The sequence below is a fragment of the Mesorhizobium sp. C416B genome, from assembly GCF_030323165.1.
Taxonomy (GTDB): Bacteria; Pseudomonadota; Alphaproteobacteria; order Rhizobiales; family Rhizobiaceae; genus Mesorhizobium.
The window spans coordinates 2,482,990-2,502,324 of the sequence record NZ_CP100471.1 but is presented as its reverse complement, the minus strand read 5'-3'; the positions used below and the strand labels follow the sequence as shown (position 1 = coordinate 2,502,324).

The following is a 19,335-nucleotide window of genomic DNA, read 5'->3' as shown; positions in this document are numbered from 1 at the left end:
AGGAATATTCATGAAATTTGCCAAACTTGCAGTAACGACCCTTGCTGCTTCCCTTCTGCTTCACGGACAGGCCCGTTCGCAATTTATCGTCAGCGACCCTGTAACAGAAACACAAGCGACCTTAACAGCGCTTTCCAATGCGGCGATCCTTGAGAGGTCAATCGAGACGCTCGCTACCACGATTGAAATGGTGACAATTCTAACGTCGTCATTCGCTGTCACGGGACTGCTAAGCTCACTTAACCAAGGAAATCACTACCCGTCGAGCAATAAGCTGGAGGAGCAGATGTTTGATGCTCGGGCGCCAGCTTCGATTATGGCCCGTAACATTGCGAAGGACCCAAATCGGATAGTCAACGGCACCGATTCAGAAGCGAAACTGTTACAGGGACAAATCGCCGGGGCCGCCAATGCCGCAGCTATTGCAGCCGACACTTTGGGCATGATGGACAAGCGCCTTAAGGATAACGCCGGCACGCTTGGTCAGCTTTCCCGCTCGGGAAATATTATGCAGGCCACCGTGACCAACGGTCTGGTCCTCAAGCAGATTCACGATGCGATGATCCAAAATGTCCAGGCCACGAGTCTGCTGACAATGGCCACTGCACAAGGGAGCCTTCACGCCGTGGAGGAGGCCGCCACGCAGCGTCGCGAACATCAGGACACCGCTAATATGTTTAGCATCCTCCCGTAAACCACACAGAGTTCATCAGGCTCAGCTGCGCTGATCAGGGACACATCAGGCTCACGCCATGAATTTCAAAATTCCCGCGCCATTCACGACTATACACACGATCTTTCATGGGGCCTTCACGTCCGGGCTGCACAAAGTGCTTGAAAACGTCCAAGCGGCGGTCAGTGCGCCTCTGGTTGCGTGTGTCACGCTCTGGATAATAATCCAAGGCTGTCTGGTCATGCGTGGTCAAGTCGATGCGCGCGGGGGTATCTCGCGCGTAATCATGGTGTCGATTGTCGTCGCCCTTATCTTAGGGCAGGCCAACTATCAGCAGTACATTGAAGCGCTCTTCGACGACACGATTCCGAGGTTGGCTCACGACATCAGTGGCAGCGACTTGCCCTTCATCGGAATCCCCCAGAAGCTCGATCTTATGTTTGCTTCAAGCCAGTATGTCTTTCAGCTGATTGCTTCCGAAATTGGGCCTATGAACGGCCAGGACATACTTGCTTTCGAGGGAGCGCAATGGATTTTCTACGGCGCGCTGTGGACAGCGTTCGAGATCTACGATGCCGTTGGAATTCTGACGAAGGTGCTCTTGACGATCGGCCCCCTGGTCCTTGTAGGCTACCTTTTTGATCACACTCGAGACATAGCCACCAGATGGATCGGCCAACTGCTCTCGTACGGGCTGCTGCTTCTCCTCCTCAACATCGTTGCAACGATAGTAATCGCTGCCGAAGCAGTCTCGCTGGCAGCCATGCTTTTGATGATCAAATTCTCGGGCACGACAGCAGCCAAGATCATCGGGCTTTACGAGCTCGACATGCTTTTCCTAGCTGGTGACGCTCTGATCGTCGCGCTTCCGACGATCGCCAGCAGCATCGCCGGCGGCTCTTGGGGAGGTGCGAACCGACCTCTTAACAGCCTCAATCGCCACTTTGCCAAAACGGCGGGTGCTTAATCAATCGACAAGCTCGGTGCCAAAAACATGAAATATTGCCTACTTCTGTCAATCCTCGCTTTGGCCGCCTGCAAGACGAGCCATGGGCTTGCGACATGCGCGGGTGCCCCATTCCAACTGAACGTGGGACAATGGGAAACCACCCCTGAGGATCTTCAGGTCGAATGCGCGGAAGAGCCAAAGTGAAAGTTCCTGAACATGCCCTTCTGGTGGAGAGAGAAACGCTAGCCGCCCACTATAAGAAGGTGGAAGCGTTTCAAACTTCACGAGCGAAGTCTGCGCGGCGCCTGTCAAAGGCCCTGATAGCCTTTGCCGCAGCGGCGGTCCTAGGAAATGTTGCCCAGGCATTTACCATTGCTGCCATGGTCCCGTTGGCCAAGCTCGTACCTGTGTTCCTCTGGGTCCGGCCGGATGGGACCGTCGACAGCGAAGTGTCAGTCTCTCGACTGCCGGCAACCCAAGACCGAGCCGTCATAAATGCTTCGCTGTGGGAATATGTACGCCTGCGCGAGGGGTACACAGCAGATACAGCCCAATACGCCTATGACCTCGTATCCAGTTTCAGCGCGCCGGCTGTGCGACAGCAATATCAAGATTTCTTCAACTATCCGAATCCCACCTCGCCGCAAGTCACGGTCGGCAAACGCGGCAAGCTCGAGGTCGGGCATATTTCTTCAAACGACATCAGTCCGGACGTTCAACAGATCCGTTACAAACGTTCGCTTGTTGTCGATGGGCAGATGCCGATAGTGACCACCTGGACAGCTACCATCCGCTACGAGCGCTTGACGGGTCTGCCTGGGCAATCGAGGCTCACCAATCCGGGAGGTCTACTCGTCACTTCCTATCAAAGCTCGGAAGATAGCGTATCGAACCTGGGCTATGTGCAGCCATGACAAAAAGAGCGTTTCTCGCGCTGGTCTGTTCATTCTTCTTAACGATGGAAGCGTCCGCGGAAGACACACCACTTGCCGGCAAGCACGATGCGCGCATGCGCTACCTGGCTTACCGTCCTGACGAAGTGGTGCGCCTGTCTACCGCAGTGGGGGCAACGCTGGTTGTCACATTCGCGGCCAACGAGACAGTCGCAGCCGTGGCCGTTTCCAATAGCAAAGACCTGGCTGCGCTCCCGCGCGCCAACTATCTCTTTTTTAAGGCTAGCCGGATGCTCCCGCCGCAGCCGGTCGTCGTGCTGGCCGAGAGTGAGTCCGGTACACGGAGATACGTCTTCAGTATTTCAACGAGAGCGATGCCAAAACTCGATGAGCAGCAACCTGACCTATACTACAGCGTGCAGTTCACCTATCCTGCTGATGAGGCTGCTGCTCAGAGAAAGGACGCAGAAAGGCGCTCCATTCTTGGTCAGGCCCGGGCGAAAGTGCTGCGCGACGAGAGAGTTCAGGATTTGTTGAATCGGCCCGCCGCAACTACCAGTCCGGACGAAAGCAATTTTCACTACGTCGCAAAGGGCGATCGATCGCTGGCGCCGCTGGAAGTTTTCGATAATGGCTTTACCACCGTATTTGGCTTCGCAAGCAATTCCCGCATACCCTCCCTCTACATTATCAATCCCGACGGCAAGGAAGCCGCTGCCAATTACACGGTCAAAGGAGACTATGTTGAAGTATCCGCAGTCGCCCGGGAATGGCGTCTGAGAGATGGCAATACGGTCTTGTCCATTTTCAACAGGGCTTATGACCCTGTGGGACGAGCGCCAGGGACCGGTACAGTGACACCCGACGTGTGGCGCGTTTTGAAAGGCCCGGCCGATGAATGAAACCGGCCCACAGTCGGGACATGATGTCCATGCCTCAGGATCGATGGTCTCGGAGCCGGCCCGCCGGCATGTTTCGGGATTGCAGAAGTTGGCCGTCGCTGCTCTCGTTCTCATCTCATCTCTATCGCTCATCTGGCTCGGCGGTCGTCCCAGCACACAAGACGAGCCAACTCAGCCCAAACCTCCAATTGTCGCCGACGCCGAGCCATTCCGCCCCGTGCCGATTGAGATTGCTCCCGAAGCTCCAGCACCCGTACAGGCGGCGCAGGCAGGAGATCCTGCGCCATCCACGCCGCCTCCGGCGCCAGCTGATCCGCCGCCGGAGGAAACACCAATTTTCGCCTACAGTGGCAGCGGTCAAATGCCCAACGACGGTCAGCGGAGCGAAGACAACCATAGGGATGCTCCCGCGACCTCGCATGAGATTTCAGACGCTGGCGATCTGACGGGCCGATTGAAGCCAGATATACAGGAGCCAAGCCGGGCCACACTTTTGCCGCACCCTGATCTCGTGATTACCCAAGGAACGATAATTCCCTGCATTTTGCAAACGGCAGTCGACACAAATTTACCGGGTTATGTGAAGTGCGTCTTACCTAAAGACGTCCGCGGCGCCACCAACAACGTGGTGCTTTTGGATCGCGGGACGACCGTGATTGGCGAGATCCAGCGTGGTCTCCAACAGGGGGATGCGCGTGTCTTCGTGCTGTGGACGCGCATCGAAACGCCTGACCATGCCCTCGTTTCGCTAGCGTCGCCGGGCGCTGACGAGCTCGGCCGCTCCGGAATGCCTGGCACGGTGGATAATCACTTCTGGCAGCGCTTTGGCGGAGCAATGCTCATGAGCGTCATTCAAGGCGCGTTTCAGGCCGCCGGTCAATACGCTGGCAGCTCAGGTGGAGGAAGCGGCATCAACAGCTTCCAGAGCAACGCCGGACAAGCCGTTGACACGACCCTTAGAGCAACGATCAACGTTCCGCCAACTCTGAAGAAAAACCAGGGAGATGCTGTATCCATCTTTGTGGCTCGGGACCTCGATTTCTCAGATGTATACGATCTTAGACCGATCGCCGTGGCGCCAGCCCCCCAACATCGCCAACGCCGGAGAGACAACAATGCGACCGGAGGCTGACCCTCAATTGCGTTTGCTTCTCAACCCTGTTTTGAAATGGCTTGAGGAGCCAAGGACCGAAGAGGTCGCTATCAACCGGCCTGGGGAAGCCTTTGTCCGACAGGCCGGCGTTTTCACGAAACATCCGCTGCCGCTATCTTATGACGATCTGGAGGACATCGCGATCCTCGCTGGAGCGCTGCGCAAGCAAGATGTCGGACCGCAAAGCCCCCTCTGTGCGACTGAGCTGCCGAACGGAGAGCGGCTGCAGATCTGTTTGCCGCCCGCTGTTCCCTCAGGAACAATAAGCCTGACGATACGGCGTCCCTCAAGTCGTGTGACCGAACTCAAGGAAGTTTCTTCTCGCTACGAATACTCGCGTTGGAATCAATGGCGGTCACGAAAGGAGCGCCAAGAGCGGCAGGACGAAACGATTCTTCAGCACTACGACCATGGTGACTTGGAGCAATTTTTGCGAGCATGCGTTTGCGGGCGGCTCACGATGCTGCTTTGCGGACCTACTGGAAGCGGCAAAACGACAATGAGCAAGACTTTGATCAACGCTATACCCCCGCAAGAGAGGCTGATAAGTATCGAGGACACGCTCGAACTTGCAATCCCGCACGAGAACCATGTCCGGTTACTTTATCCGAAGGACCGAGCAAGCGTAGGTGCGGTGACAGCCGAGCAACTGTTGCAAGCCAGCTTGCGCATGCGCCCTGACCGAATATTGCTTGGCGAGATGCGCGATGATGCTGCTTGGGCCTACCTTAGCGAAGTCGTCTCCGGCCATGCGGGATCAATATCAACGATTCATGGGGCGGATCCGGTCCAAGGCTTTAAAAAGCTCTTTTCACTCGTCAAGAGCAGCCCGCAAGGAGCTGCTGTGGAAGACCACACGCTTCTTGACCTGCTGTCGGCTGCCATTGACGTCATTGTGCCGTTCAGTACCCACGGCGACGTGTATGAGGTGGGGGAGGTGTGGCTCGCCGCCGATGCCCGGCGACGCGGAGAGACAGTAGCCGACCTTCTTAACAAGCACTAAGGCTAGCGCTAGAGCACGTCGGGGATCGGTAAGTCGTTTGTGATACGACGGCGTAATTTGTTCAGATTGAACGTCCACTTTGATTTGAAGGAGGTGGATAATGGGAGGAGGACTGGGCGTAGACCTTCGTTCACAAGTCTGAAGTCTTCGCGGGCCCTGTCGGCGCGGCAAGTCGCGGCACGATTCGACTGGGTGTATCGAGCGCGTCCGCTGAATTGCGCGGGCGACGCTCACCGAGCTGGTGCCGATGCCTGCTTCAAAAGCGGCATCGACACCGGCAGGTCGTACCCTTGATTTACCTAGCCGCGCGCAATGAATGTCTTCAAAGCCGCCGAACGTGGTTCGGAATGACCGGTGGTAAATCGGGAAGTGCCATATAGGGAATCCTCCTGGTATTGCCTCCAGGGGGTCCTCTCAATGAACAAAGCCGCAACCTGCCCTTGCGACCTCAGCTGGAGTTTGCGACGCAACCCATAGGAGGATCGATGCGCAGAGAAATCGCAGGCAGAGTCGGTGGCATTGTGGGCTGGCCGACCGACGGTTTCAGCCCGTCAACAGGTCTTCACGTGTTCCATCCCCGACTATTGCAGGCGTGCGGCTTGCATGCTCCCGCGATCACCCACCGGAAAGAGCGTTACGAACACTACGAAGAGTTGAGCGACTTCCGCTGTCGCCCCGGTCTTACAGTGGACGGTGACCTGTCCGACCTTGATAGGACGTGAAATGCGAACGCTGCTCATTGATCATCATGTGGATCTTACGCGCGCTGTGCGAGTTGCGCTCGGGGATAGCGGTTTTGCCGTTGATGTAGTTGGCAACCTGGAACAGGCGTCGAGGGCATTTTGTTGCGCAACCTATGAAATTCTCCTGCTGGAGTTGGCTCTGCCAGATGGCGATGGCTTGGGCTGGCTGAGACAGCTAAGGAGCAACGGGCATTCAGTTCCAACCCTCATTATGAGTAGCATCAACGATCTCGAGAAGCGGATTGCAATTTTCAACGGTGGCGCGGACGACTTTCTGCTCAAGCCCGTCTCTTTCGATGAGCTCATCGCCAGAATGAGAGCCATTCTGCGCCGGTCGACACAGGTGACCGACCCCATCGTTGTATTTGGCAATCTCAATTTCGATCCGATCGGCCGACAGGTTTCCGTCTCGGGTCATCCTCTGAAGATCGCACGCCGCGAACTATGTATTTTGGAGCATCTGCTTATCCGTGCAGGCCGCATCGTGCCTCGTGCGCAGTTGGAAGATCACCTCTATTCGTTCAACGACGAGGTATCTGCCAACGCGCTTGAAGTCGGAATCTATCGCTTACGTGGACACCTGAGAAGGTCAGGTGCAACGCCACGTATCACGACCATGCGCGGCATTGGTTACATTCTTGAATTGACTGAGGCGGCATCCGCATAGTTGGTCTAAATTGAAAGAACAGACTGCCTGCCCGTCGTCAGGGTGATCTTGTGGCCATAATGGACATCGCGGCCGCCCTTGACGATGGTGTCGGCATGCGGTTCGAACGGCTCTGTCGCAAACCTTTTTGTAAGCGAGCATGGCAAGAAAAACGCCTCAGCTGTGGAGGAGCACGTGATGTTCAAGGGCCGCCATTTCGACCAGGCTATCGGCTTCAAGTCGCATGCGAACGGCGTGGTTATCCTCTCCGGCATCGAGATGATCCACATGATGGGCAAGCGACAGGCGAGGTATGCCTACAAGGCTGTCGATCGCTGTTTCGATCTCCTCGCTGCCTGACGGACAGGCCGAAATGGCCGTTCACAACCCCATTTCCAGGTTTGCGACAGAGCCTTTTGTCGGCGTTGCCGGCTTCGAAGGGCCGGTGCGCGCCGAGCGGATCAAGATCACCCCCGGCCACCTTGCTGCGGCCACTCGCCGAGTACGAAGCGGCGGCCGGAGGGAGCTGGTGATGACGACCCTAGATCATGACCTGCTGATCGCAATCCTGGATCGGCTGAAGTTGACGGCGATCCGCGACCAGCTCGACACGCTCATGTCGAGCAAGATCGCGCAGTTCCCGTTTGTCCGCGAACTCGACGGCTTCGGCTTCGACGCGCAGCCATCGGTCTGCTTCAGCCAAACGTATTCATAGGTATGGGACAGGCTGCTATGTCCGCCACCCACGCCTGCTCCGAGGCCCTCCAGGGCAATGGTCTGAGACCTGGGCTCAAGCCCTTCGGCGAGGAGGATGAGACGCTGAGGCGTTGCGACTATCATCGCGGCGACACGCAGCTCTTGATTTGTGTGCGAAATCCTCAGCAGATCCATCGGGCTGAGCCGCTCAGCAATTATCAACGAGAATGTCCAGCGGCAGATCAAGGATACTCAGAGGAGGAAACGCTCTTGAGGCTCAGAGCGCGTCTGCTCCACTATAGATCAGGATGATTCACCGGGCCCTTCAACGCCAGCCGCCGGTTCCGACGAGAGAATTGTCCCTGATATCACGCTCGAGATGGGCGCCTTGCCACGCTCCTCAATGCCCCTCATGATTCACCGCCTATAGCTACCAACTGAATGAATCATCGTGATTGTCGCGCAGCGGAATCCTCAAGGATCGGGCAGTTCGTAGGGGGCGCCGGTTTGACCAGGTTGAGCCCGCGAATTGCTCGATCGGACAAGATCCTAATTCTCGACCATGCGGTGAGGCTCGAACGAGATCCTCGGGACGCACTCCAAGGTTTCGATCATGTTCGGCACACAAGGAAAGGGCGGCATTGCTGCCGCCCTGTCCGCTGTAAGTTGATAGGGGCTGGATTAAAAATCCATACCGCCCATCCCGCCCATGCCGCCCATACCGCCGCCGCCCATGCCGCCAGGCATGCCGCCGCCAGCTGACTCCTTCTTCGGAGCCTCCGCGATCATGGCTTCGGTGGTGACGAGCAGGCCGGCGACCGAGGCCGCGTCCTGGAGGGCAGTGCGAACGACCTTGACCGGATCGACGATACCCATGGCGATCATGTCGCCATATTCGCCGGTCTGGGCGTTGTAGCCGTAGGTCGCGCCCTTGTTGTCGAGGATCTTGCCGGCAACGATCGAAGCTTCCGCACCTGCGTTCGAAGCGATCTGACGGGCCGGAGCCTGCAGTGCACGGCGAACGATGTTGATGCCGGCAGCCTGGTCGGCATTGACGCCGGTGACCTTGATGTTGGCCGAAGCGCGCAGCAGTGCGACGCCGCCGCCTGCAACGATGCCTTCTTCCACGGCCGCACGGGTCGCGTTGAGGGCGTCATCGACGCGGTCCTTCTTTTCCTTGACTTCGACTTCCGTCGCGCCGCCGACGCGGATCACCGCAACGCCGCCGGCGAGCTTCGCCAGACGTTCCTGCAGCTTCTCCTTGTCGTAATCCGACGTGGTCTCTTCGATCTGCTGCTTGATCTGGGCAACGCGGCCCTGGATCTCGTCCTTCTTGCCGGCGCCGTCGACAATGGTGGTGTTCTCCTTGGAGATCGACACCTTCTTGGCGCGGCCGAGCATGTTGAGGCCGACATTCTCGAGCTTGATGCCGAGGTCTTCCGAAATGACCTGGCCACCGGTGAGGATGGCGATGTCTTCCAGCATGGCCTTGCGGCGATCACCGAAGCCCGGCGCCTTGACGGCGGCGATCTTCAGGCCACCGCGCAGCTTGTTGACGACCAGCGTGGCCAGAGCCTCGCCTTCGACGTCTTCCGAGATGATGAGCAGCGGCTTGGAGGTCTGCACGACGGCTTCGAGAACCGGCAGCATGGCCTGGAGGTTGGACAGCTTCTTCTCGTGCAGGAGGATGTAGACGTCCTCGAGCTCGGCAACCATCTTGTCGGCGTTGGTGACGAAGTAGGGCGAGAGATAGCCGCGGTCGAACTGCATGCCTTCGACGACTTCCAGCTCGGTCTCGGCGGTCTTGGCTTCTTCAACCGTGATGACGCCTTCATTGCCGACCTTCTGCATCGCTTCGGCGATCATCTTGCCGACCGACTCGTCGCCATTGCCGGCGATCGTGCCGACCTGGGCAACTTCCTCGGAGGTCTTGATCTTCTTGGCAGCGTTGCCGAGAGCCGCGACGACTTCGGTCACGGCCAGGTCGATGCCGCGCTTCAGGTCCATCGGGTTCATGCCGGCGGCAACCGCCTTGTTACCTTCCTGGACGATCGACTGCGCCAGAACGGTCGCGGTCGTGGTGCCATCACCGGCGATGTCGTTGGTCTTCGAAGCAACTTCGCGGATCATCTGCGCGCCCATGTTTTCGAACTTGTCGGAAAGTTCGATTTCCTTGGCGACGGTGACGCCGTCCTTGGTGATGCGCGGTGCGCCGAACGACTTATCGATGACGACGTTGCGGCCCTTGGGACCGAGGGTCACCTTCACCGCGTCGGCGAGGATGTTGATGCCGTGAAGCATGCGCTCGCGCGCGTCGCGGGAGAATTTTACGTCTTTGGCAGCCATTTTTTAGCTCCTGGCAGGGGCTTGCGATCAAGCCCGAAATTCAGTTGACGGTGAGGCCGATAATCAGCCGATGATGCCCATAATGTCGGATTCCTTCATGATCAGAAGGTCTTCGCCATTGAGCTTGACTTCGGTGCCCGACCACTTGCCGAACAGGATGCGGTCGCCGGCCTTGACGTCCAGCGGGACCAGCTTGCCGGCTTCGTCGCGAGCGCCGGAGCCGACGGCGATGATCTCGCCTTCCTGCGGCTTTTCCTTCGCCGTATCCGGGATGATGATCCCGCCGGCGGTCTTGGATTCGGATTCGACCCGGCGTACGACCACGCGGTCATGCAGCGGCCGGAAATTCGACTTTGCCATTTTTGGATTTCCTTGGTGCGGATGTTGAACGGTGCTCCGTTGCCGGAGCATGCCTAGCACTCAGCCGAAGCGAGTGCTAACGCGGCAATAGATAAGCCGCAGGCTCCTGCTAGTCAAGACGGAAGAGCAAAGAGCAAAGAGAAAAGAGAAGACAGCAAAGAGCAGCCAGCAAAGAGCGTGTAAGCATCGAGCCTTTTATGTGAACAATGTCGGGTATCCGACATATATGGGGCGGATCACCCTTTGTAATTGAGCTTTATTCAGATGGTACGATTGGTGCAACGGGTGTTGCATTTGAACTCATCCAGAGGCTCGCACGGGTCGTGCTGCGTCAGCTTGGTCATGTCGAGCTTCAGAAGGCCATTTTTTGGCATTGGTTCTGTTGCTCCTATTGCCATTCATGACCAATCCTGCGCGCGTGAGCCGGCCGGCTAGATTCCAACCACGAGAGCGCCGCCGCTGAGACCCGCACCCGCCGCCGCCAGAAGGATTTTCTCTCCTGGCTGGAATGGCTTCATCTGGTTGGCGAGCGAGAGCGACAGCGGGACCGTCGCGGCCGAAGAGTTGCCGTATTCGGCAATCGTCTTGACAATTGCTTGGTCCGCAATGCCGAGGTTTCTTCCGACCGCGCCGAAAATCCGAGTATTGGCCTGATGCGGCACAAACCGGCCGACATTGTGTGGCCGCACTCCCGCAGTGGCTAGCGCGGCTGTCGAGCAATCGGTCATCATCTCGACGGCCTTTGCGAACACTTCGGGCCCGTCGGTCATCGTCATCCGGGTCTGCCCGAGGTCGAGGTCGCCATGGAACGGCGTGTTGCTTCCTCCTGCGGGAATCTGGATCAGCCCGTAGCGCGAGCCGTCCGAAGCTACCGAGGCACCGAGAATGCCCCGATCAGCATCATCGCACTGACCGATCACCAGGGCGCCGGCGGCATCGGCGAACAAGGCTGAGCTCGCGCGCTCGGCTGGATTGATGCGGCGGCTGAGGATGTTGGCGGCGATGACCAGCGCTGGTTTGCCATGCAGGCGGGTGAACCCGTCCGCAAACATGAGCGCATAGATGAAGCCGGCGCAGGCGCCGGTCAGATCGACCGCGCCTGCGCGGCCAAGGCCAAGCTTGTGTGCGACCAGCGGCGCGCTTGGCGGCAGAAGATGGTCGGGCGTCGAGGTGGCAAGCAACAGCAGACCGATGTCGTGGCGCGCAATACCGGCGTTCACCAGCGCCATGTCGCCAGCCCGGGTGGCAAGACCCGACAGCGTGTCTTCGTCCGTTGCCCAGAAGCGCGAACGGATTCCGGTACGCCTTTCGATCCAGCCCGGCTCGAGGCCGAGATTGCTCTCGATCTCGGCATTGGCCACCTTGCGCCCAGGCACGTGATGGCCAAGTCCGAGAATGCGCGACGACTTGCTCATGGCCTTGACCCGAAGCGTTCCCCAGCCTCCTCGATGGCGTCATAGAGTCGTTCGAGCTCGTCGCCTGCGATGCAATAGGGTGGCAGAAGGTAGAGGACATTGCCGAGCGGGCGCACAAGCAGGCCGCGCTCGAGGAAGAAAGCGCGCAGCTTCGGACCAATCTCGGCGAGATAACCTGCTGAACCGGTTCGCAGGTCGAGCGCCGCGATCGTTCCCGTGGCTCGACAGTCGACAAAATATGGATTGTCCCGAAAGCGTTGCAGCCCGACGGCCTGCATCACGCTCAAGGCCGTGATCCGCCCGGCCACTGGCTCGTCGCGCCAGATCTCGACATTGGCGAGTGCTGCCGCACAGGCAATCGGATTGGCGGTGTAGGAGCTCGAATGGAAAAACGTCTTCTTCCAGTCCTCGGAATAGTGCGCCCGGAAGATGGCATCGGTGACAAGCGTTACGGCCAGCGGGATGGTGCCGCCGGTCAAGCCTTTGGAGGTGCACAGGATATCTGGAGAAATCGATGCCTGCTCGCAGGCGAACATGGTTCCGGTGCGTCCCCAGCCGGTCATCACCTCGTCGGCGATCAGCAGCGAGCCGGAGGCCTCAGTGATCTTCTTCAATTCGGCCAGAACCGATGCTGGATACATCAGCATGCCGCCGGCGCCCAGCACCAGCGGCTCGACGATCAAGGCTGCGGCTCGTCGATCGCGGGTCACAGCCTCGAAACGATCCAGCGTCTCCTGCTCGTGCCCCGCGGCCGGAAAGGGGATGATGTCGACCTCGAACAGCAAGGGTTCATAGGCGGCGTTGAACACGCCACGCGCACCGACGCTCATCGTTCCAATCGTGTCACCATGATAGCTGTGCTCCATGACGACGATGCGCGAGCGCGGCGCGCCGATGTTGCGGAAATAACCGAGCGCCATCTTCAGCGCGACTTCGACTGAGGTCGAGCCACTGTCGGAATAGAACACCCAGTCGAGTCCAGCGGGAGCGAGGCCGACAAGCGCCTTGGCCAAGCGCTCTGCCGGCTCGTGCGTGAAGCCCGCAAAGATAATCTGGTCGAGGCTCGACGCGGTTGTCTCGATTGCCTTCATGATGCGGGGATGGCGGTGGCCATGTGTGACGACCCACCAGGAGGAGATGGCGTCCAGGATGCGGGCGCCGTCGGCCCTGTGGAGATAGGCGCCCTCAGTCAGGACGATTTCTGGGATCGCAGGCTCGAGTGCGTGCTGGGTGAAGGGGTGCCACACATGAGACTGCGACATCAGTCACCTCCAGTAATCGAGGCGAAGGCGAAGCCGGCAACCATTGCGTCCCTCAGTGTTTTGCCCGTCAGCACATCGAGGTGCGGCAGCCTGCCGAGCTGCGGGGCACCGCTGAATTCCACGATGGTCCGTTGCGTATCGGCCATCTCATCGCCGATGAAAGCGATGCCCGCCAACGGGATGGAGCGGGCGCGGAGCGCCTCGACCGATAGCAAGGTGTGGTTGATGGTGCCGAGTGTGGTGCGGGCGCACAGAATAACGGGCAGCCGCCATTCAGCGAAGATGTCGATTAACCTTGTGCGCCGGTTGAGCGGCACCATTAGGCCGCCGGAGCCTTCGATGACGAGCGGCGTCGGTAGGACGGGAAAAGCAAGATCGGCAGCCTTGATCGCCACGCCGTCGATCTCGGCCGAACGATGCGGCGACAGCGGGCTCCGCAAGCGGTAGGCTTCCGGCAGCACGCGCTCTGAGGGCAAGCCGGCAAGCCGCGCGACAACCTCGCTGTCGGTCTCGCCGTCGAGGCCCGATTGCACCGGTTTCCAGTAAAAGCCGTCCAGCAAACCGGCGAGCCCAGCCGCAAACACGGTCTTGCCAACTCCGGTATCCGTTCCGGTGATGACGATGCGTTGGGTCATATCGCCTCCGGTGATGTTTCGGCGAACACCTCGACCAGCGCCTCGACCATGGCGGAAATGTCGGCTTCGCCAATATTGAGCGTCAGTGAGATGCGCAGCCGCGACGTGCCCTCGGGCACGGTCGGAGGACGAACGCCGCGTATGTCGAAGCCGCGGGCCTGCAGGCGCGCCGCCACTGCCATGGTGCGCCTTACATCGCCGATTACTAAGGGCTGGATCTGAGAGCCACTTGGTGTCACACCCCAGCGATTGACCAACCGGCCGGCGCTGGCGACGCGTTCATGCAGCTGAACACGCCGCATAGGCTCGTCGGCGAGCATTGCGAGTGCCTCGCGCGCCACGACCGCCATCAGTGGCGATGGCGCGGTTGCGTAGATGAATGGCCGGCAACGGTTGATCAGATATTCGCACAGTGCCCTCGGCCCGGTGACGAGCCCACCAGATGCGCCGAGCGCCTTGCCGCAGGTGTGGAGCGCTATGATGTTGTCGCGGCCCTCGAAAGCGGCGGCAAGCCCCCGGCCATCCGGTCCCCAGACGCCGGTGGCATGCGCCTCATCAATGACGATGAATGCGCCGTGCCGATCGGCAAGTGCGACCAGGCTCTCCAAAGGCGCGCAGTCGCCATCCATGCTGTAAAGGCTTTCCACCGCGATCCAGACGCATCCCATGCCGCCTGCGACGCGCCAACGTGTAATCGCATCCTCGACAGCGGTGGCGTCGTTGTGCGCGGCCAGCACGAACTGTGCGCGCCCGGCCTGCGCACCCTCATGCATGCTGGCATGGGCGAGCTCATCGACAACCAAAAGATCGCCCTTCTGCGGCAGGGCGCTCAGCAGAGCGAAGTTGGCGATGTAGCCGCTGCCGAAGAACAGCGCGCGGTCGGCTCCAAAGAATGCCGCCGCGTCTGCCTCGAGCTGCTCGTGTTCCGGTGCATTGCCGCGCAACAGCCGCGACCCGGTGGCGCCAACCGGCGTGCCCCGCGCAATCGCCGCCACAACCGCATCGCCAAGTCTTCTGGACGCGGCCAGCCCGAGATAGTCGTTCGACGAGAAGTCCAGCCCGGCGCGGGGCGAAAGCGTCCGCAGCCGGTCCTTGCGCGCTAGCCCCTGCAAGGTCGCATCATAACGGGCAAGCGGCGCCCCGTTCATTGCGCCTCGAGTTCCATCGGATCGATGCCAAGGCGCCGGAACAGCAGGGTATCCTTGTCCTCACCGGGATTGTCCGCCGTCAGCAGCGTGTCGCCGAAGAAGATCGAGTTGGCGCCGGCAAAAAAGCACAGCGCCTGCATCTCGTCAGTCATCGCGGTGCGGCCGGCGGACAGACGGACATGCGATTTCGGCATCATGATGCGCGCCAGCGCGATCACGCGCACGAATTCGATCGGCTCAATGGGCTTGGCGTCTGCAAGCGGCGTACCGGCGATCGGGATCAGCATGTTGATCGGAACGCTTTGCGGATGTTCCGGCAGATTGGCCAGCGTCACCAGCATGTCGATCCGGTCCACCGGCTCCTCGCCCATGCCGACAATGCCTCCACAGCAGACCTTGATGCCGGATTTGCGAACGTGGTCAAGCGTCTCGAGCCGCTCGGCAAAGCTCCGCGTACCGATGATCTCGCTATAGTAGCGTTCTGACGTATCGATGTTGTGGTTGTAGTAGTCGAGGCCCGCCTGCTTCAGTCGAGCGGCTTGCTCAAGATCGAGCATGCCGAGTGTCATGCAGGTCTCCAGGCCCAGCGCCTTGACGCCTTCGACCATCGCCACCACCGCATCCATGTCGCGCGCCTTGGGGTTTCGCCAGGCCGCGCCCATGCAATAACGGGTGGCGCCGGCATGACGCGCCTTGGTCGCTTCGGCGATGACGCGCCTGACATCCATCAGCTTGGACGCCTCCAACCCGGTTTCGTGACGCGCCGACTGGCTGCAATAGCCACAATCCTCCGGGCATCCTCCGGTCTTGATGCTGAGCAGCCGGCTGAGCTGGACCTTGTTTGGATCGAAATTCTGGCGGTGCACCGTTTGCGCCAGGAAGAGGAGATTGTTGAAGGGGGCATGGTAAAGTGCCTGAGCCTTCTCCAAGGTCCACGCTCCAGGGTCAGGGGGGTCAAGAGATTTGGCCTGTGGCGATGTCTGCGTTGAACTTGCCGTTTGCATCTCCATGCTGTTCCTCCGGTCTGTCTTGCGGGTCTTTGCTATCTGACTATGATGATCGGAAAGGACAGTTGACCCAATCCTGTTCGTTACTCAGACAATCATGAGCCCCGATGGTCGAGGCCGATATCCAGGATCGGCGCGCTGTGGATGAGTCGGCCGACCGAAATCAGATCAACGCCGGTCGCGGCAACCGCTCGCGCTGTATGCGACGTGATCCCGCCAGAAGCCTCGGTGATAGCGCGGCCACCGACCATTGCGACGGCGCGGCGAAGATCGGGGAGGGACATGTTGTCGAGCAGAACCGCATCGGGAGCGAAGCCAAGTACCTCCTCCAACTGGGCCAGAGTATCGACCTCGACTTCGATCTTGACGAGATGACCGGCCGCTCTTCGTGCTCGCTCGAGCGCTGGCCGGACGCCGCCTGCGATGGCGATGTGGTTGTCCTTGATCAAAATTGCATCGTCCAGGCCGAAGCGGTGATTGGACCCGCCACCTGCGCGCACGGCATACTTTTCGACTGCCCGCAATCCGGGCGTCGTCTTGCGGGTGCAGACGATCTTCGCGCCATATCCACGAACCGCAGCGACGATCGATGCCGTTGCTGTGGCGATGCCGCTCAGATGGCACAAAAAATTGAGTGCCGTCCTTTCGGCTGTGAGAATGGCCCGGGCCGGGCCAACCACTGATGCAATGACCTCTCCATCCACGACATTGCAGCCGTCTGCCCGCTCCACGGAGATTTCGACACCAGGATCAATCAAGCCGAAAGCGAGCATCGCCAGATCGATGCCGGCGACAACTCCGGACTGTCGCGCCACCAACACGGTTCCCGCTTGGCATTCCTTCGGGACGATGGCGTCCGTGGTCAAGTCGCCGGCTCTGCCAAGGTCTTCAAGAAGAGATGCCCGTACAAGCGGCTCAAGCAGGACCGTGGGGAGCGGTGAGAGCATCATCACTTTGCACCTTCGGAGCTTGGCGAGTGTCCGAGTTCCCGCGCAGCCGCCAAGGCGGCTTCGAGCGTGATTTCGGACCGTCGGGCGGCAGTCGCATGATGAGGAAAATCTGTCCGGTAATGAGCGCCGCGGCTTTCTTCGCGCAACAAGGCGGCAACAGCAATCATTAGCCCGACAGCCGCCGGATCCGAGACCGCATCCTTGCTTTCGGCGAGCGGCAATAAGGCACGCGCGGCTGCTTTCAACGCTTGACCATCCCGGACGATGCCGAGTGCGCGCGACAGAAAAACGCGCACGGCTATCGGAGCGGGCGGTGGGTAAACGTTCGCAAACGCAGGCCTTGTTCTGCGCGCAGGCGTTCCGGCGACGCTTTCAGCGACCCAGCGGGCGCACACGATTGCCTCCGTCAAGGAATTGCTGGCGAGCCTGTTGGCGCCATGCAGTCCTGTCGAAGCGACTTCGCCGCAGGCCCACAGCCCCTTGACGGAGGTCCTGCCCGAGCTGTCCACGGCAACGCCACCCATGTGGTAGTGTTGGGCCGGACGAATGGGGATGAGATCGCGCGCGGGATTGATGCCCGCTCCAAGGCAGGCTGATGCGATTGTCGGGAAATGTCGAGCGAATGCCGGGCCTGGCCGTTGTCGGGCATCGAGAAAAACATGGTGGCCGTCCGCAAGATGGTTCCACACGGCGCGGGCCAAGACATCGCGAGGCGCAAGTTCCGCCCCGGGCACGCTCTCGAGAAAAGCCTGGCCGGTTTCATCGATCAGGGCAGCACCTTCGCCTCGCACAGCCTCGCTGACCAGCGCCATAGGGCGTTCTGGGCCGTCAAGCGCGGTCGGGTGGAACTGAATGAATTCGAGGTCGGCTAGGACAGCTCCAGCGCGGGCCGCAAGCGCAAGGCCTTGTCCGCAACTGCCCCAAGGGTTCGTGGTGTCGAGAAACAGTCCCCCGATGCCACCGGTGGCGAGGACGACCCGCCGTGAGCCGAAGAAGAAAGGTGCGATCGAACAGCTCGCCCAGACGCCTCGGATCGCATTCTCTCGCACGGCGAGCCGGCGCGCTTCCACGCCCTCCACGACAACTATCGACGGAGTGGAACGCACAGCCGCGATCAGCGCACGCATGATCTCACGCCCGGTGCCGTCCCCATGCGCATGAACGATGCGACGTCGGCTGTGTGCGGCCTCCAATCCGAGGCACAGTGATCCTTCCGGCGTGCGGTCAAAGCGAACCCCAAAGCCCGCAAGCCCCTCTATGGCCTTAGGCGCGGCTTTGAGGATGCGGCTCGCCACGTCTCTGTCGCAGAGACCATCCCCGGCAGCAACCGTATCGGCCAGGTGCACTGCCGGATCGTCGTCTTCGCCGAAACTTGCAGCCAGGCCCCCCTGGGCCCAGGTGCTCGAGTTGTCAGCTCCCAGCAGCGACCTTGACAGAAGAAGCACCGGCTCCGGCGACAGTTGAAGCGCGGTCATCAGTCCGGCGATGCCGCCGCCGATGATGATGGGCCGCCCGAAGAAGCTGCGGGGGTCGGCGCTCAAACTGCCAGCATCCGTTCGACCGCTAGCCGCGCGCGCCCGGCGGTCCCGGGTTCGACGGTTACGACATGGTGGTTCTGCTCGAGCGCCGTGCGGATGTTGGCAAGCGTGATCCGCTTCATATGCGGGCACAAATTGCAGGGCCGGATGAACTCGACCTCTGGGTGCGCTAACGCGACGTTGTCGCTCATTGAGCATTCCGTCATCAGCACGACACGTGGCGGCCTTTGCCTTTCGACATAGTCGGACATGGCAGCCGTCGAGCCGGAAAAATCGGCTTCAGCCACGACGTCGGGCGGGCATTCGGGATGGGCGAGCACGACCACGCCGGGATGGCTTTCGCGCAACTCGCGGATGTCGGCCGGTGAAAAGCGCTCATGCACCTCACAACGCCCTTTCCAGGCGATGATCTGCACATCTGTCTGGGCGGCGATATTCTGGGCCAGATATTCATCCGGCAACATGATCACCTGGGGAACCCCAAGGGATTCGACGACCGCCTTGGCGTTGCCGGATGTACAGCAGATATCCGACTCGGCCTTCACTCCGGCGGACGTATTTACATAAGTGATGATCGGAACGCCGGGATAACGCTGGCGCATCAAGCGCACGTCTTCTGCCGTGATTGAGTCCGCCAACGAGCAACCGGCGCTGAGATCCGGAATGAGCACGGTCTTGCCCGGATTGAGGAGCTTGGCCGTTTCGGCCATGAAATGGACGCCGGCCAGCACGATGACTTGCGCCTCGACCGTCGCAGCCGTGCGGGCTAGTGCCAAGCTGTCGCCGACGATGTCGGCCACGCAGTGGAAGATCTCGGGCGTCTGATAGTTGTGCGCCAGGATGATCGCGTTGCGCTCGCGCTTCAGCGCAAGGATCGCCTCGATATCCTCGGCGAAAGCCGGCCATTCGCTCGGCGGGATCACTCGTCGGACGCGCTCGTAGAGCAACGCGGCCGTAGGCAGCATGGCGCCCATCGACCCCCTCCCGCTTATACTCTAACTGAAAATAACCAGCAT

19 protein-coding genes and 1 pseudogene are annotated in these 19,335 nt (G+C 60.1%); 10 read left to right on the top strand and 10 right to left on the bottom strand.

Annotated elements, in window-relative coordinates:
* The first annotated feature begins 10 nt into the window (after positions 1 to 10).
* The 10 genes and pseudogenes from NLY43_RS12300 to NLY43_RS12255 all read left to right on the top strand — a co-directional run.
* Positions 11 to 694: a TrbJ/VirB5 family protein gene (locus NLY43_RS12300; RefSeq protein ID WP_023673704.1), complete on the top strand. Its 684-nt coding sequence runs from the start codon at positions 11 to 13 to the stop codon at positions 692 to 694.
* Between the two features lie 58 nt (positions 695 to 752).
* Positions 753 to 1,640 carry a type IV secretion system protein gene (locus NLY43_RS12295; RefSeq protein WP_023673703.1) on the top strand — a complete coding sequence of 296 codons (888 nt, stop codon included), beginning with the start codon at positions 753 to 755 and terminating at the stop codon, positions 1,638 to 1,640.
* 27 nt (positions 1,641 to 1,667) lie between these two features.
* The gene (locus NLY43_RS12290) at positions 1,668 to 1,826 is read left to right on the top strand and encodes a type IV secretion system lipoprotein VirB7 (protein WP_081731114.1); all 159 of its coding nucleotides are present in this window, start codon (positions 1,668 to 1,670) and stop codon (positions 1,824 to 1,826) included.
* Positions 1,823 to 2,536, top strand: coding sequence for a type IV secretion system protein VirB8 (locus NLY43_RS12285; RefSeq protein WP_023685154.1), 714 nt, complete (start codon positions 1,823 to 1,825; stop codon positions 2,534 to 2,536). The genes NLY43_RS12290 and NLY43_RS12285 overlap by 4 nt, the downstream gene beginning before the upstream one ends.
* Entirely contained in the window at positions 2,533 to 3,417 is an 885-nt protein-coding gene (locus NLY43_RS12280) for a TrbG/VirB9 family P-type conjugative transfer protein (protein ID WP_023713022.1), read from the top strand. The genes NLY43_RS12285 and NLY43_RS12280 overlap by 4 nt, the downstream gene beginning before the upstream one ends.
* Positions 3,410 to 4,549: a type IV secretion system protein VirB10 gene (gene virB10, locus NLY43_RS12275; protein WP_023679589.1), complete on the top strand. Its 1,140-nt coding sequence runs from the start codon at positions 3,410 to 3,412 to the stop codon at positions 4,547 to 4,549. The genes NLY43_RS12280 and virB10 overlap by 8 nt, the downstream gene beginning before the upstream one ends.
* Positions 4,533 to 5,573, top strand: coding sequence for a P-type DNA transfer ATPase VirB11 (gene virB11, locus NLY43_RS12270; protein ID WP_023673699.1), 1,041 nt, complete (start codon positions 4,533 to 4,535; stop codon positions 5,571 to 5,573). The genes virB10 and virB11 overlap by 17 nt, the downstream gene beginning before the upstream one ends.
* Before the next feature lie 723 nt (positions 5,574 to 6,296).
* Positions 6,297 to 6,983 carry a response regulator gene (locus NLY43_RS12265; RefSeq protein WP_023673698.1) on the top strand — a complete coding sequence of 229 codons (687 nt, stop codon included), beginning with the start codon at positions 6,297 to 6,299 and terminating at the stop codon, positions 6,981 to 6,983.
* Positions 6,984 to 7,160: 177 nt separating this feature from the next.
* Positions 7,161 to 7,322, top strand: a complete 162-nt coding sequence (locus tag NLY43_RS12260; protein WP_023713020.1) for a hypothetical protein — start codon at positions 7,161 to 7,163, stop codon at positions 7,320 to 7,322.
* Positions 7,323 to 7,494: 172 nt separating this feature from the next.
* A pseudogene (locus NLY43_RS12255) lies at positions 7,495 to 7,653 on the top strand (ATP-binding protein); the annotation flags it as partial.
* Positions 7,654 to 8,339: 686 nt separating this feature from the next.
* Here NLY43_RS12255 and groL read toward each other — a convergent pair.
* The 10 genes from groL to nadA all read right to left on the bottom strand — a co-directional run bounded on the left by groL (position 8,340) and on the right by nadA (position 19,293).
* Positions 8,340 to 10,004, bottom strand: a complete 1,665-nt coding sequence (gene groL / locus NLY43_RS12250; protein ID WP_286460910.1) for a chaperonin GroEL — start codon at positions 10,002 to 10,004, stop codon at positions 8,340 to 8,342.
* A 63-nt stretch (positions 10,005 to 10,067) separates the two neighbouring features.
* Positions 10,068 to 10,364 (bottom strand): co-chaperone GroES, encoded by a 297-nt coding sequence (gene groES, locus NLY43_RS12245; protein ID WP_019863563.1) that lies wholly within the window; start codon positions 10,362 to 10,364, stop codon positions 10,068 to 10,070.
* Between the two features lie 431 nt (positions 10,365 to 10,795).
* Positions 10,796 to 11,779, bottom strand: a complete 984-nt coding sequence (gene bioZ / locus NLY43_RS12240) for a 3-oxopimeloyl-[acyl-carrier-protein] synthase BioZ (RefSeq protein WP_023694886.1) — start codon at positions 11,777 to 11,779, stop codon at positions 10,796 to 10,798.
* A complete protein-coding gene (locus NLY43_RS12235; protein WP_023713017.1) occupies positions 11,776 to 13,041 on the bottom strand; it encodes an adenosylmethionine--8-amino-7-oxononanoate transaminase in 1,266 nt (421 codons plus the stop codon). Before NLY43_RS12235 ends, bioZ begins: the two co-directional genes overlap by 4 nt.
* The gene (bioD, locus tag NLY43_RS12230) at positions 13,041 to 13,676 is read right to left on the bottom strand and encodes a dethiobiotin synthase (RefSeq protein WP_023673640.1); all 636 of its coding nucleotides are present in this window, start codon (positions 13,674 to 13,676) and stop codon (positions 13,041 to 13,043) included. The genes NLY43_RS12235 and bioD overlap by 1 nt, the downstream gene beginning before the upstream one ends.
* The gene (locus NLY43_RS12225) at positions 13,673 to 14,824 is read right to left on the bottom strand and encodes an 8-amino-7-oxononanoate synthase (protein WP_023685573.1); all 1,152 of its coding nucleotides are present in this window, start codon (positions 14,822 to 14,824) and stop codon (positions 13,673 to 13,675) included. Before NLY43_RS12225 ends, bioD begins: the two co-directional genes overlap by 4 nt.
* Complete coding sequence (gene bioB / locus NLY43_RS12220) at positions 14,821 to 15,834, bottom strand: biotin synthase BioB (RefSeq protein WP_031198739.1); 1,014 nt, start codon at positions 15,832 to 15,834, stop codon at positions 14,821 to 14,823. Before bioB ends, NLY43_RS12225 begins: the two co-directional genes overlap by 4 nt.
* Before the next feature lie 92 nt (positions 15,835 to 15,926).
* Entirely contained in the window at positions 15,927 to 16,781 is an 855-nt protein-coding gene (gene nadC / locus NLY43_RS12215; protein WP_023713016.1) for a carboxylating nicotinate-nucleotide diphosphorylase, read from the bottom strand.
* Positions 16,781 to 18,322, bottom strand: coding sequence for an L-aspartate oxidase (locus NLY43_RS12210; RefSeq protein ID WP_023713015.1), 1,542 nt, complete (start codon positions 18,320 to 18,322; stop codon positions 16,781 to 16,783). Before NLY43_RS12210 ends, nadC begins: the two co-directional genes overlap by 1 nt.
* Complete coding sequence (gene nadA / locus NLY43_RS12205; protein ID WP_023713014.1) at positions 18,319 to 19,293, bottom strand: quinolinate synthase NadA; 975 nt, start codon at positions 19,291 to 19,293, stop codon at positions 18,319 to 18,321. Before nadA ends, NLY43_RS12210 begins: the two co-directional genes overlap by 4 nt.
* Between the last annotated feature and the right edge of the window lie 42 nt (positions 19,294 to 19,335).